General features: G+C 72.1%; 16 protein-coding genes. 6 read left to right on the top strand and 10 right to left on the bottom strand.

Translation table 11 applies throughout. The features are described 5' to 3' along the window. Positions 1-4: 4 nt before the first annotated feature. On the top strand, positions 5-868 hold the full coding sequence (locus tag ACOKM3_RS03740; RefSeq protein ID WP_426896840.1) for an Fpg/Nei family DNA glycosylase: 864 nt from the start codon (positions 5-7) through the stop codon (positions 866-868). Positions 869-872: 4 nt separating this feature from the next. Here the strand turns inward: ACOKM3_RS03740 and ACOKM3_RS03735 are convergent, their stop codons facing one another. Next, the gene (locus ACOKM3_RS03735) at positions 873-1526 is read right to left on the bottom strand and encodes a zf-HC2 domain-containing protein (RefSeq protein WP_426896838.1); all 654 of its coding nucleotides are present in this window, start codon (positions 1524-1526) and stop codon (positions 873-875) included. A gap of 82 nt (positions 1527-1608) precedes the next feature. On the opposite strand from ACOKM3_RS03735, the gene ACOKM3_RS03730 reads away from it, so the two are divergent. From ACOKM3_RS03730 to ACOKM3_RS03715, 4 genes are all read left to right on the top strand, one after another. Then, entirely contained in the window at positions 1609-2352 is a 744-nt protein-coding gene (locus tag ACOKM3_RS03730) for a LytR/AlgR family response regulator transcription factor (protein WP_426896836.1), read from the top strand. 220 nt (positions 2353-2572) lie between these two features. After that, positions 2573-2923, top strand: coding sequence for a DUF485 domain-containing protein (locus ACOKM3_RS03725; RefSeq protein ID WP_426906693.1), 351 nt, complete (start codon positions 2573-2575; stop codon positions 2921-2923). Beyond that, positions 2920-4497 (top strand): sodium/solute symporter, encoded by a 1578-nt coding sequence (locus ACOKM3_RS03720; RefSeq protein ID WP_426896834.1) that lies wholly within the window; start codon positions 2920-2922, stop codon positions 4495-4497. Before ACOKM3_RS03725 ends, ACOKM3_RS03720 begins: the two co-directional genes overlap by 4 nt. Next, the gene (locus tag ACOKM3_RS03715) at positions 4494-5687 is read left to right on the top strand and encodes a sensor histidine kinase (protein ID WP_327665280.1); all 1194 of its coding nucleotides are present in this window, start codon (positions 4494-4496) and stop codon (positions 5685-5687) included. Before ACOKM3_RS03720 ends, ACOKM3_RS03715 begins: the two co-directional genes overlap by 4 nt. Positions 5688-5707: 20 nt before the next feature. Here ACOKM3_RS03715 and ACOKM3_RS03710 read toward each other — a convergent pair whose 3' ends face one another. The 4 genes from ACOKM3_RS03710 to ACOKM3_RS03695 form a co-directional block, all read right to left on the bottom strand. Continuing rightward, positions 5708-6229: a hypothetical protein gene (locus ACOKM3_RS03710; protein WP_404073213.1), complete on the bottom strand. Its 522-nt coding sequence runs from the start codon at positions 6227-6229 to the stop codon at positions 5708-5710. Positions 6230-6376: 147 nt separating this feature from the next. Further along, a complete protein-coding gene (locus tag ACOKM3_RS03705) occupies positions 6377-6913 on the bottom strand; it encodes a sigma-70 family RNA polymerase sigma factor (protein WP_426896832.1) in 537 nt (178 codons plus the stop codon). 147 nt (positions 6914-7060) lie between these two features. After that, positions 7061-8482 carry an amino acid permease gene (locus ACOKM3_RS03700; protein WP_426896830.1) on the bottom strand — a complete coding sequence of 474 codons (1422 nt, stop codon included), beginning with the start codon at positions 8480-8482 and terminating at the stop codon, positions 7061-7063. Positions 8483-8591: 109 nt separating this feature from the next. Then, positions 8592-9053, bottom strand: coding sequence for a universal stress protein (locus tag ACOKM3_RS03695; protein ID WP_426896828.1), 462 nt, complete (start codon positions 9051-9053; stop codon positions 8592-8594). A 99-nt stretch (positions 9054-9152) separates the two neighbouring features. On the opposite strand from ACOKM3_RS03695, the gene ACOKM3_RS03690 reads away from it, so the two are divergent. Then, positions 9153-9977, top strand: coding sequence for a polysaccharide deacetylase family protein (locus ACOKM3_RS03690; RefSeq protein ID WP_426896827.1), 825 nt, complete (start codon positions 9153-9155; stop codon positions 9975-9977). A 7-nt stretch (positions 9978-9984) separates the two neighbouring features. Here the strand turns inward: ACOKM3_RS03690 and ACOKM3_RS03685 are convergent, their stop codons facing one another. From ACOKM3_RS03685 to ACOKM3_RS03665, 5 genes are all read right to left on the bottom strand, one after another. Then, positions 9985-10644, bottom strand: a complete 660-nt coding sequence (locus ACOKM3_RS03685) for a class F sortase (RefSeq protein ID WP_426896825.1) — start codon at positions 10642-10644, stop codon at positions 9985-9987. Positions 10645-10663: 19 nt separating this feature from the next. Continuing rightward, the gene (locus tag ACOKM3_RS03680; RefSeq protein ID WP_426896823.1) at positions 10664-11170 is read right to left on the bottom strand and encodes a hypothetical protein; all 507 of its coding nucleotides are present in this window, start codon (positions 11168-11170) and stop codon (positions 10664-10666) included. A gap of 141 nt (positions 11171-11311) precedes the next feature. Then, on the bottom strand, positions 11312-11566 hold the full coding sequence (locus ACOKM3_RS03675; RefSeq protein ID WP_426896821.1) for a hypothetical protein: 255 nt from the start codon (positions 11564-11566) through the stop codon (positions 11312-11314). Between the two features lie 46 nt (positions 11567-11612). Further along, a complete protein-coding gene (locus tag ACOKM3_RS03670) occupies positions 11613-12374 on the bottom strand; it encodes a bestrophin-like domain (protein WP_426896819.1) in 762 nt (253 codons plus the stop codon). 27 nt (positions 12375-12401) lie between these two features. Then, positions 12402-12965, bottom strand: coding sequence for a hypothetical protein (locus ACOKM3_RS03665; protein ID WP_426896817.1), 564 nt, complete (start codon positions 12963-12965; stop codon positions 12402-12404). Positions 12966-13124 lie beyond the last annotated feature (159 nt).

Genomic DNA, 13124 nt, shown 5'->3' with positions numbered 1-13124 from the left:
GGACATGCCGGAGCTCCCCGAGGTCGAAGCGCTCAAGGACTTCCTCACCGAGCACCTGGTGGGACGCGACATCGTGCGCGTCCTGCCGGTCGCCGTGAGCGTCCTGAAGACGTACGACCCGCCGCCCACCGCCCTGGAGGGCCGCACCGTCACAGCCGTGGCCCGGCACGGCAAGTTCCTGGACGTGAGCACCGGGGACGGCCCCCACCTGGTCACGCACCTGGCCCGCGCGGGCTGGCTGCACTGGAAGGAGCGGCTGCCCGACGGCCCGCCGAAGCCCGGCAAGGGACCACTCGCGCTGCGCGTCGCCCTGGAGACCGGCGAGGGCTTCGACCTCACCGAGGCCGGGACCACGAAGAAGCTCGCCGTGTACGTGGTCCGGGACCCCGCGGACGTCCCCGGCATCGCCCGCCTCGGACCCGACCCGCTCGCGGGCGACTTCGACGAGGCGGCCTTCGCGCGACTGCTGAAGGGCGAACGGCGCCAGATCAAGGGCGCCCTGCGCGACCAGTCGCTCATCGCGGGCATCGGCAACGCCTACAGCGACGAGATCCTGCACGCCGCCCGCATGTCCCCGTTCAAACCGACCTCCGGGCTGAGCACCGAGGACGTGCACACCCTGTACGAGGCGATGCGGGCGACGCTGACCGGAGCCGTGGAACGCTCGCGAGGGGTCGCCGCCGGCAAGCTGAAGGGCGAGAAGAAGAGCGGTCTTCGCGTGCACGGGCGGACCGGTGAGGCGTGCCCCGTGTGCGGGGACACGATCCGCGAGGTCTCCTTCAGCGACAGCTCGCTCCAGTACTGCCCGACCTGCCAGACGGGCGGCAAACCGCTCGCGGACCGGCGGATGTCACGCCTGCTCAAATAGGGGCTCAGCGCATCGGGAGCGACAGCAGCGGCACCCCGTCGTCCGCCCGCACCTCGAACCGCTCGAGGTCCGCCGGCCGCGCCGCCACGCCGCCGTCCAGCGCCACGTCGTCCCCGCGCACCGTCCACGTCCCCACCGTCTGCTCCGAACCGTCCCGGCTCACCGCGACCAGCTCGCACACCCGCGGCCCGCCCGAGTCCCGGACGTCCAGGCCCACTTGTGTGCCCCAGTCCCGGTCGTCCGCCGTCACGGTCGCCGCCACACCGGTCCCCGTGTCGTGGCCGCGCAGCGTCGCCGTGTGCCCCGAACCCGCACCGATCCCGGTGAGCAGCGCGACTCCCTGCCCCGCCGCCGCGAGCACCAGCACCGCCGCGACGGCCGCACCCCACAGCCGGCGCCGCGCCCTGCGGTGCAGCGCGCCGAGCCGGTCCACGGCGCGGTCGAGGAGGGTGGGCGCCGGGCGGGCGAACGCCTCCACGCACGGCGGCGTCGCCCGCGCGTACACGGCCAACACGCCCGTCGTGGGCGCCAGTTCACCGACCAGTGCCGCACACGTGCCGCACTCGGGCAGATGGTCCTCGAAGCGGAAGCGTTCCGCGGGGTCGAGGACCCCCAGCGCGTAGGCGCCTACGTCGCGATGCCGTTCCAGGGACCACATGATGCCTTCCTCCTGCTGTCGTCCACCGGTACGCAGGAGGCGGCTGATTCATTCAAGCGACCGCGCGATTACACTCCGCCGCATGTTGCGCGTACTGGCCGTCGACGACGAGGAACCCGCCCTCGCCGAACTCCTGTACCTCCTGCGGGCCGACCCGCGCGTACGCAGCGCCGAGGGCGCCACCGACGCCAACGAGGCGCTGCGCCGCATCGGCCACGCCCTGGAGGAGGGGCCCGGCGGGGACGGGGCGATCGACGTCCTCTTCCTCGACATCCAGATGGCGGGCCTGACGGGACTCGACGTGGCCAGGCTGCTCGCGGGCTTCGCGCGGCCCCCGCTCGTCGTCTTCGTCACCGCCCACGAGGACTTCGCGGTGAAGGCCTTCGACCTGAAGGCCGTCGACTACGTGCTCAAACCGGTGCGCCGGGAGCGCCTGGCCGAAGCCGTCGGCCGGGTCGCCGAACGCGTGGTCAGCGCCCCGCCCCCGGCCACCGTCGCGGACCGCATCCCCGTCGAACTCGGCGGCGTCACCCGGCTCGTGGCCATCGCCGACATCACCTACGCCGAGGCGCAGGGCGACTACGCGCGCCTGCACACGGAGGACGGCGTCAGCCACCTGGTGCGGATACCGCTCAGCACCCTGGAGGAACGCTGGCAGGAACTCGGCTTCGTCCGCGTCCACCGCAGCCACCTCGTCGCCCTCCACCGCATCGACGAACTCCGCCTGGACGGGGGCGGCATGACGGTCCGGGTCGGATCGGCGGAGATCGCGGTGAGCCGCAGACATGCGAGCCGGGTACGAGAACTACTGATGCGCAGACCGTAGCCCCTTCCGGCGCGGGCCGAGCAATTCAAGCTCCGGCGCGGGTCGAGCAAATCCAACTCCGGCGCCGGTCCAGCAAATCAAGCCCCTGCGGCGATTGAGCAGCGGGGTCCGGGGCAGAGCCCCGTGACCGCACCCCCGTGGAACCGCGAGCCACCCCTTCCCCCAGCCCACCCCACCTGCCTAAACTCCGCCCGTGCCCGATCTCCCGCAACGCGAAACCGTGACCGGCGAACCCCGCCAGGTCCCCGGCCCGGCGGGCCTCCGTACGCAATGGGAGATCGACGAGCAGACCACCCTCGGCGCCGCCTACGTCCGCTCCCTCATGCGCAGCCAACTCCGCGCAGGCATCACCGCGTTCATGCTCCTCGCCGTCCCCGTCGCAGCCCTGCCCCTGTTCTTCGGCGCCCTGCGCAACGCACCCATCCAGTGGCTCGTCCTCGGCTTCGGCTGCTACCCCTTCCTCGTGCTCATCGCCTGGTGGTACGTGCGCCGCGCCGAGCGCAACGAGCGCGACTTCGCCGACCTCGTACGCGGCCGCCCGGCCGACGCGCACGACCACGGAGCGCCGTGAACGAGGCGTACGCGATCCCGGCGGTGGCCGTCGTCGTCCTCGCCACCGTCCTCATCGGCGGCTTCGGCCTGCGCGTCTCTCGCACGACGTCCGACTTCTACGTGGCGTCCCGCACGGTGGGACCCCGGCTCAACGCGGCGGCGATCAGCGGCGAGTACCTGTCGGCCGCCTCCTTCCTCGGCATCGCCGGGCTGCTCCTCATCCACGGCCCGGACATGCTCTGGTACTCGGTCGGATACACGGCCGGCTACCTGGTGCTGCTCGTCTTCGTCGCGGCGCCGCTGCGCCGCTCGGGCGCGTACACGCTGCCCGACTTCGCAGAGGGCCGGCTCGAATCCCGCCAAGTGCGGCGCGTGGTCAGCCTGTTCGTGGTCGGGGCGGGCTGGCTGTACCTGGTGCCCCAGCTCCAGGGCGCGGGCCTCACGTTGCAGATCCTCACGGGGGCGCCCCGCTGGTTCGGGGCGACGCTCGTCGCCGCGGTCGTGGTGCTCGCGGTCGCGGCGGGCGGCATGCGCTCGATCACCTTCGTCCAGGCCTTCCAGTACTGGCTCAAGCTCACGGCGCTCCTGGTGCCCGCCTTCTTTCTCCTGCTGGCCTGGCACGGCGAGGGCGCCCCGCCACCGGAGGCCGCGACCCTCGCCCCGCCGTCCGCCGGGGTCGGCGCGGGCCAGCCGCTCGCCACCAGCCGCGCCGACCACCCGCTCTACGCCACGTACGGCCTGATCGTGGCCACGTTCCTCGGCACGATGGGCCTGCCGCATGTCGTCGTCCGCTTCTACACCAGCCCCAACGGCCGCGCGGCCCGCCGCACCACCGTCGTGGTCCTCGCCCTGATCGGCCTCTTCTATCTGCTGCCGCCCGTGTACGGCTGGCTGGGCCGCCTGTACGCGCCCGAACTCACCGCCACCCAGGACGCCGACGCCACCGTGCTGCTGCTGCCGGGGCGGGTCTTCGACGGGGTGGCGGGCGACCTCCTCGGCGCGCTGGTGGCGGGCGGCGCGTTCGCGGCGTTCCTGTCCACGGCGTCGGGGCTGACGATGGCGGTCGCCGGGGTCGTCAGCCAGGACGTGCTCCAAGCCCGCGGGGTACGGCACTTCAGGCTCGCCGTGCTGCTCGCGATCGCGATGCCGCTCGGCGGGGCGCTCCTGGTGGACGGGGTGCCGGTCGCGGACGCGGTCGGCATGGCGTTCGCGGTGTCGGCGTCCTCGTTCTGCCCGCTGCTCATCCTGGGCATCTGGTGGCGCCGCCTCACCCCGCCGGGCGCGCTCGCGGGCCTGTTCCTCGGGGGCGGCTCCGCCCTGGTCGCGGTGACGCTGACGGTGGCCGGTCCCGTCACGTCCGGCTGGCTGCACACGCTGCTCGCCTGGCCGGCCGTGTGGTCGGTGCCCGTCGGCTTCCTGGCGATGATCCTGGTGTCCCTGGCCACGCGGGACGCGATCCCGCCGCACACGACGGCGACGATGACGCGGCTGCACCTCCCGGAGTCGCTGGGGGCGGCCGGGCGGGGCCGCACGGCACTGGGTGAGCAGGCGCCGCGGGCCCGGGCGGGGGAGACGGGAGGCGATCCCGAGTGAGCGGCACCGTCACCGCGGTCCTCATCGCCCTGTGCCCCCTCCTGCTCGGCGCCGGGTTCCTGCTCGGGCGGCGTACCGCGCATCCGGACGGACGCAGCGACGTCGGCACGCCCGTGGAGCGCGCCACCTTCGAGACCCTGCACACCGCCTCGCTCGCCGCCCCGGCCCTGCGCGCGGGCCTCACCGAGGACACCGCCCGCAAGTCCGCGCGCCGCCTGCGCACGCTGCTCGGCACCGACGCCCTCGCCGTCACCAACCGCTCCACGGTCCTCGCCTGGGACGGGGCGGCCGAACACGCCCACGCCGCCCAGGTGATGGAGCGAGTGGGCCCGGTGCTGGCCGGGGGCCGCAGCGCCGCGTTCGGCTGCGGCTGCCCGAACGACGACTGCCCGCTGCGGTGGGCGGTGGCGGCGCCCGTGGTCGCGGACGGCCGGGTGCTCGGGGCCGTCGTCGCCTACGCGGCCCGCGAGTCCGCGGTGCTGGCCCGCGCCACCGACGAGGTCGCCCGCTGGGTGTCGGTCCAGCTCGAACTCGCCGAACTGGACCGCTCCCGCACCCGCCTCATCGAGGCGGAGATCAAGGCGCTGCGCGCGCAGATCTCGCCGCACTTCATCTTCAACTCCCTCGCGGCGATCGCCTCGTTCGTCCGCACGGATCCCGAGCGGGCCCGCGAACTCCTCCTGGAATTCGCCGACTTCACCCGCTACTCGTTCCGCCGCCACGGCGACTTCACCACGCTCGCCGACGAACTCCACTCCATCGACCAGTACCTGGCGCTGGTGCGCGCCCGCTTCGGTGACCGGCTCTCCGTCACCCTCCAGATCGCTCCGGAGGTCCTCCCGGTCACGCTGCCGTTCCTGTGTCTTCAGCCGCTCGTCGAGAACGCGGTCAAGCACGGCCTGGAGGGCGCCGTCACCCGCAGCCGCATCTCGATCGGCGCCACCGACGCGGGCGCCGAGGCCGAGGTCGTCATCGAGGACGACGGCGTCGGCATGAACCCCGGCGAACTCCGGGCGATCCTGCGCGGCGAGGGCGGCCAGGGGCGCGGCATCGGCCTGTCGAACGTCGACGAACGCCTCCGCCAGGTCTTCGGCGACGCGTACGGCCTGGTGATCGAGACCGCGGAGGGCGCGGGCATGAAGATCACCATCCGTATCCCGAAGTACCGGGCGGGCGTGTACGCGCCGTAGACGAGTTACGGGCGCGGGGCCTAGAACAGCGAGATCGCCAAGTGGCCGAGCGGTAAGCCGAGTTGCCACGCCGGAGTCCACACCTGCGGACCGTCCTCCTCGTCCGGCACGGGCACCGCGTCCAGGTCGGGGGCGAGCAGCTCGGTCTCCTCCAGCCATCTCCACGCCGCCTCGGCGAGCAGCAGATCGGGCGAGGGCCGCCGCGCGAGCGCGTCCTGGTCGAGCCGCTCCGTGAAGCGGTCCCGGACCCACGACTGCCACGGCTGGTCGTACGCCGTCAGCGACAGCCAGTTCTCCAGCTGGGACACGACGCGGATCCCGGACAGTTCGTCACCCGCGTCGGACAGGAAGATCGTCAGCGCGAGCGCGTCCCGCCCCGCCTTGAACTCGAAGGACGTGGGGGGCATCAGGTCGCCCGTCCGCAACAACTCGTCCGCGATGTACTCCGCGTACAACCACGCCATGGGGACGACGAGTCCGCCGCCCGGTCCACCCTCGGCGCCGGACATGCCGTCCGTGCCCTCATCGCTCCCGTACCGCATCGCCTTCCTGCCTTCCTCCGGTCCGCGTGCTGCTTCGGCCCCCGGACCCACCCGTATCGACTCACCGGGGAGGACAGCGGATTACTCAACCGAGGAAAGGGGGTGCGGAGCAAGGCGCTTTACCGATGCTTGACCCGGACCTCGGTTTCATCGCAGGTCGGATGCATAACCCGGAAGGACCCGCCGCAACGCCCGCAACGCGTAATACGCACGGGACTTCACCGTACCGGTGGGGATGCCGAGCTCGCGTGCGGCTTCCGCCACACTGGCGCCCCTGAAGTAGACCTCGAGCAGGACCGCACGGTGTTCGGGCGAGAGGGTCGCCACGGCCTCCCGCACGTCGAGCGCGGCCGCCGAACGCTCCGCGTGGTCCGCGCACACGCGGGCGTTCTCCAGGACGGCGTCGCCCACCTCGGCGGGCCGCGAGAGCCGGGCCCTGCGGGCGTCGATGGCGAGCCGCCGCCCGACCGTGAACAGCCAGGGCCGCACCGACTCGTAGCGCGGATCGAGGGCCTCCGGATGCTGCCAGGCGCGTACGTACGTCTCCTGGACCAGGTCCTCCGCGCGCTGGGCGTCACCGTCGCACAGGCGCAGCAGGAACGAGAACAGCGGACCGCCGTGCTCCCGCTGGACCTGGGCGAGGTCCTCCTCCGTCGTCGTGGGTGTCGTGAACGCCGTCGTCATGGCCGTATGGCAACGCAGTGGGCCCCGCGCGCCCAGGGGACGCGCGGGGCTCTGCGGCGGGCGGGGCGAAGCCCTCGACGAGCGGTGCGGCGAGCGGGACGGGCGGAGCCCCGGCGCGCCAGTGCGGAATCGGCCGAATCAGCCGAATCAGTCGGAGGTGCGGGCCAGTTCGGACTTCCGGTAGGAGTAGCCGAAGTAGATGACCAGACCGATCAGGAACCACACGGCGAACCGCACCCACGTCTGCCACTGGAGGAACGTGATCAGCCAGATCGAGAAGACGATGCCCACCGCGGGCACGACGGGCATGGCCGGCGTACGGAAGGTGCGCGGCAGCTCCGGCTGGCGGTAGCGCAGCACGATCACCGCGACGCAGACCACGACGAACGCCAACAGGATGCCGATGTTGGTGAGTTCGGCCGCCTCGCCGATCGGCAGGAACCCGGCGATGAGCGCCGAGGCGACGCCGACGATCCACGTCACGCGGGTCGGCACGTGCCGCGTCGGGTGGGTCTTCGCGAACCACTTCGGCAGCAGGCCGTCGCGCGACATGGCGAACCACACGCGCGTGACGCCCAGCATGAACGTGAACATCACGGTGAGGATGCCGATGATCGCGCCCACCGCGATCACGTCCGCGAGGCCGCTCAGGCCCACCGACTTGAACGCGGTCGAGAACCCGCTCTCCGGGTCGATGTCCTTGTAGTTCTGCATGCCGGTCAGGACCAGGCAGGCGAGCACGTAGAGGATCATCGAGATGATCAGCGAGTAGATGATCGCCTTCGGCATGTGGCGCTGCGCGTCCTTCGACTCCTCGGCCGCCGTCGACATCGCGTCGTAGCCGAAGACCGCGAAGAAGACCGTGGCCGCGCCCGTGAACGCGCCGCTGACGCCGAACGGGAAGAACGGCGTGTAGTTGTCCGAGTTGATGTGGAAGACGCCGACGCCGATGACGAGCAGCACGACGAGCACCTTGAGGATGACCACGAAAGTCTCGAAGCGGGCCGCGTTCTTCATGCCCATGTTCAGCAGCCACGCGATGAGCAGACACAGCGCCGCGGCGAACAGGTCGACCTTGTGGCCGCTGCCGGTGCCCGGCGCGCCCAGCATCCAGCTGGGCAGGTCGAGACCCATCTCGCCCAGCAGGAAGCTGAAGTAGCCGGAGATACCGATCGCGACGACGGCGACGATCGCCGTGTACTCCAGGAGCAGGTCCCAGCCGATGAACCAGCCGACGAGCTCACCGAGGACCGCGTAGCCGTACGTGTACGCGGACCCGGCCTTCGGGATGAGCCCGGCGAACTCCGCGTACGACAGGGCGGCCGCGGCGCTCGCGATGCCCGCGATGAGGAACGAGACGAGGACCGCGGGCCCCGCCGTGCCGTTCGCGACGGTGCCGGCGAGGGTGAAGATGCCCGCGCCGATGATGCCGCCGACACCGATCGCGGTGAGCTGCCACAGGCCGAGGGAACGGGTGAGCTTTCCGCCGGACTCCGTGTCCTCGATCTGCTCGATGGGCTTGCGGCGCAGTACGCCCTGCCCTCTCGAGATCTTCGGGGGGACGGTCATGGGGACCTCACCTCTTCGCTGCTGCGACGACGGCTGACGGCCGATCATGATGCCCCTGCCGCGGCAGGGACGGAAGACAGCAGCGCCGTGGGCGCACCCACGGAAATTTTTACGGGACGACCGTGACCGGCCAGCGGCCCGCCTTCACCAGACGCACGGCGACCGAGCCGACGATGCGGTGGCCCGCCTGCTCCGAGGCGCCGACGACCACCGCGTCCGCCTTCAACTCGTCGGCGGCCGTGACCAGGCCGTTGAACGGGTCGCCGCGGAAGGTGTGGAACTCCCAGCGCACGTCGTATATGCCCTTGACCCGCTCCGTGGCCTCGCGGATATAGGCGATGAGCCCCTCCGCGATCTCGTCGGTCGTCTCGGCGACGGGCACCCCGAGCGCGGCCCCGCTCGTCATCACGGGCTGCACGTAGACCACGGCGAGCAGCGCGCGCTGCCTGCGGGCCAGGCCCCCTGCGTAGGCCGCCGCGCGGAACGAGGAATCGGATCCGTCGACACCGACGACGATCACTTTCGGTCCGTCGGTGCCGCGTTCGAACTGATGTGGCTGATCTTCGGTCACGCGGCAGAGGTTAACCGAGAAGCCGCCGATCAGGTGCTTTCCCGCGTCCCATCCGGTGGTTCCGTGCGCGGCGCCCGCGTGCCGTGTCACGCATTAATCATGACAAAGCATCAGGACACCACGGGACGACGCGCGTTGCTGCGCGGCTTCACCGCCGTCGGCCTGGCCGCGCTCACCGGCTGCGCGGGACCCGACCGGCAGGGCGCCGCCCCGGCCCCGGCGGGCGGAGCCGCCCGGCCCGTGCGCGAACCGTCCACGTACCGGCTGCGCCCGATGGCAGGACCCGGCGGTCCGCGGCGCGCGGCCCTGAAGGTGCGCAAGGCGCCCATCCTGAGGTTGGACACCGCTCCCGGCGACCGCGCCATGGCGCTCACCTTCGACGACGGCCCCGACCCCGCGTACACCCCCGAGATCCTGCGGATCCTGCGCGAGCACGACATGCGCGCGACGTTCCTCGTGTGCGGGGGCCGGGCGCGGGAGAGCCCCGACCTGCTGCGCAGGATGGTCGACGAAGGACATGTCATCGGCAACCACACCTGGACGCACCCGCTGCTCCTGAAGCTGGACAGGACGCGGATCCGCGCCGAGATCGAGCGCACCTGTGAACTCATCGAGCGGACCGTCGGCGAGCCTCCGCTCTGGTTCCGGGCGCCCTACGGTGCGTGGAACCGGAACGTCTTCGAGCTGGGGACCGAACTCGGCATGGAGCCCCTGGCCTGGACCGTGGACTCGCTCGACTGGGACGACCCCGGCGCCCCGACGGTGATCTCCCGGGTCGTGAACCGGGCCGCCCCCGGCGTGATCGTGCTCAACCACGACGCGGGCGGCGACCGCTCCCAGACGCTCACCGCCGTACGCAGCTACCTGCCGCGGCTGCTCGACGCCGGGTACCGGATGACGGTGCCGCGCCCCTTCGGGGTGTGACGTGACGTCAGCGCGCCGACACGAGGCGCGCGAACGCCACGACATTCCCCTCGTAACCGTCGCGCTTCGAGAAGCGGCCGCCGCACGTGATGAGCCGCAGCTCCGGTGTGCTGTGCGAGCGATAGACCTTGCGGCCGGGAAAGCGGGACTTCGCGAACACCTGGACCCCGTAGACCCGGAAGACGGCCGTCCTGCCGTCCTTGCGGCGGATCTCCACGTGGTGGCCTGCGCGCAGCGAGCCCAGGCCGTAGAAGACGGCGGGGCCGCGCGCGTTGTCGACGTGGCCCACGACGACGGCGGTGCCCCGCTCGCCGGGCGCCGCCGCGCCCGAGAACCAGCCGGCCAGATTGGCTTCTTTCGGCGGCGGTGCGTCGATCCAGCCCTCCGCGTCCAGGCCGACCTCCGTCACCGGGGCGTCGACCCGGATCGCCGGGATCCGGACCCGGTCGACCGGCGAGAAGGGCAGCGGGCGGGCGGCCTTCGCCTGCGCCGGCTCGGGCGGGCGCCGTTCGGCGGCCGCGGCGGATGCGGGTTGCGGGGGTCCTGCGTCGAACTCCCCGGACCCGCTGCGGACGAGGGCGAGCCCGGTGAGCAGCACCAGCGCGAGCACACCCCACGGGGCGTGCCTCCTGGGCTGTTCCTCGTCCGTGAAGCGCCAGTTCGACATGGGGAGGCGGCGGGGCGGGTCAGACGCTCTTGTCGCCGGTGCGGCGGCGCGCCACGACGTACGCGGTGCCGAGCGCGCCCGCGATCAGGGCACCACCGAGGGCGACCTCCCGCAGGTCGAGCCCTCCGGCACTGCCGCCGATACCGGCCTTGACGCCCTGGGGGACGGGGCTGGGGGAGGAGTCGGGGCGGCCGGTGGCGATGGTGAGGTCGACCCTGCGGGGCTGGCTGTCGGGGCAGGTGAACGTCACGGTGTAAGCGGCGCCCTGTTTCGCGTCCCAGTCGACGGGGACGCTGCGTGAGCCCTCATCGGCCGGGATCGTGACGGAGTCGAAGATCCCGGCCGTCACCTTGGTGTCGCCGGGGCAGCCGCTGGCCGACAGGGTCACCTTGCCCCCCGCGGCGATCGTGGTGGGGGAGATGCTCGGCCGGAACGAGTCGGAGTCCTCGGCGTGCGCCGTCGGCGCGGTCAGGGACAGAGCGGCCAAAGAGAGCACCGTGGCGGATGCGGCGCGTATCGCGTGCATGGGGTTCCTCCGGGGTCCACGAGGAGCGGCAGCGGACCGTTTCCGCGCGCAGGGGACAGGCACCTCGATGCCGGAAACGCTAGGGACACCCCCGTACGGCCGCGATCGGTGTCGTACGAACGGGGCACACATGTGGGCCGGTCAGGTGTCTTGCCGGCCGTGCTGATGCTCGATCGGACCGGCGGTGTGCCAGACGTGCGGGCCCGCACCGCGCCACTCCACGAGGTGCGGATCGTCCAGCGTCACGTCCGACTCGCCGAACCCGGCGCGGCGCAGCAGCTCGGTCAGGTCCGTGTCGCTGTGCGCCAGGCCGAGCGCCTGGCCGCGGACGGAGACATGCCGGCCACCCGCCGGTGCGGGCGGGTGGACGACGATCGGGGCGTGCCATCGGGTCATGCACCACAGCGTGCGGCGCGCAGGGGCGGACCGCAGCCGGAACCGGTCAGTTCGCGCCGGGGAACAGCATCAGGAACGGTTCCGCCGTGGCCGCGACGCCCCGGCTGTACGGCGCGTCGAGGTCCCAGATCAGGAAGAGCAGGAACGCGATCAGGGACGAGAAGAGCCCGGCGAGGAGCAGCTCGCGCTTGGTGCGCCTGATCTGCAGCGCGAAGATCATGCCGATGGTGACCAGGGCGCCGACGACCAGACCGAACCAGACGACGCCCGGCATCGTGGCGCTCGTCGAGTCCGCGCGGGCGCCGCGCGCCTCGTCGGCGGCCGTCACCTGGTCGAGCAGCGGCTGGTAGGCCTGCGCCTGGAAGTCGTTCTTCGGCTCGAAGTCCGTGACGTCCTCGCGCACCTTCTGCAGCAGTGCGTCGCCCTTGGCGGTCAGCTCGCCCTTGTTGCGCATCGAGTCCCACTCGGTGCCGACGACATGGCTGACATACCTGTCGACATCCGCGCGAATGTCGTCCCGTACCTCCGCCGGATAGACCCGGACGCGTTCATGGATCTCGTGCAGCGCCTGCGCCTCACTGCGTACATGGTCCTCGGCGGCGCTGCGGCCCTCCCAGACGCCCGCGATGGCGAGGCCGAGGACGATCGCGTAGACCACGCCGATCATCATCGTCATGTACTCGATGACGTCGGGAGTCTCGGACGGGTCGTCGTCATCGCCGATCCTGCGCTGTTGCAGGACCTGGACGACGAGGACGACACCGCAGACCGCGAGCATCGCGAGGACGAGAACAAGCCATTCCGACATCGACAGCTCCACAAAGGTTCAACGAGTTCAGCGGGGGCGCAGCGCGGCGACGGCGAGCACCGCGGGCGCCGTGATGAGCAGGGTGAGCGTGACCAGGGACGGGCCGCCGCGCGGTGGGGCGCGGTGGGCGGTGGGGCGGTAGGCCGGGTAGTGCACCGGCTTCGGTCTTGGCGGCGGCTTCGTATGGGTCGGGGTCGGCTTCGGCTTTGGTTTCGGGGGCGGTTCGGGCGCCGGAGGCGGAGGCGGGGGAGGCGTCGGGGTCGGTGTCGGCGGAGGTGGAGGTGGCGGAGGCGGCGGTGGTGGTGGAGGCGGTGGGGGTGCCGGCTTGGGAGGCGGAGGCTTGGGGGCCGGCTTCTTCGGCGGGGGAGTGCTGGGGCCCGCACGGCAGATGACACCGCTGCCGGAGACCGCCACCGCGTCGCCCGACGAGCCGCCGTCCACGGAGGCGTACGCGCAAGCGTCGGCAGGGACGGCGATCGGTGCGGCGGCGGCCGCCGCGCTCGGCGCACCGCACAGCCAGGCGGTGGCGAGCACCGCGACGACGCGGGTGACCAGGGCTGACCCGGAGCGCTTGGTTCGATGCACGACCATGATCCTGAGCAGCGGCGGGCCCCGGCACGCCGACCCGGACCCGGAATGCCCCGATGGTGGGGCGCGGGAGCATTCGGGTTTGCGGGCGTGCGCGGGCCTGCTACCGAAACCGCGCCCCGGGGCACATGCCTCTGCCGCACCCGAAGAAATCTTCCCCCG

Source organism: Streptomyces nidicola (genome assembly GCF_050106155.1).
In the GTDB taxonomy this organism is placed as follows: domain Bacteria; phylum Actinomycetota; class Actinomycetes; order Streptomycetales; family Streptomycetaceae; genus Streptomyces.
This window is presented reverse-complemented; position numbering and strand designations above follow the sequence as displayed.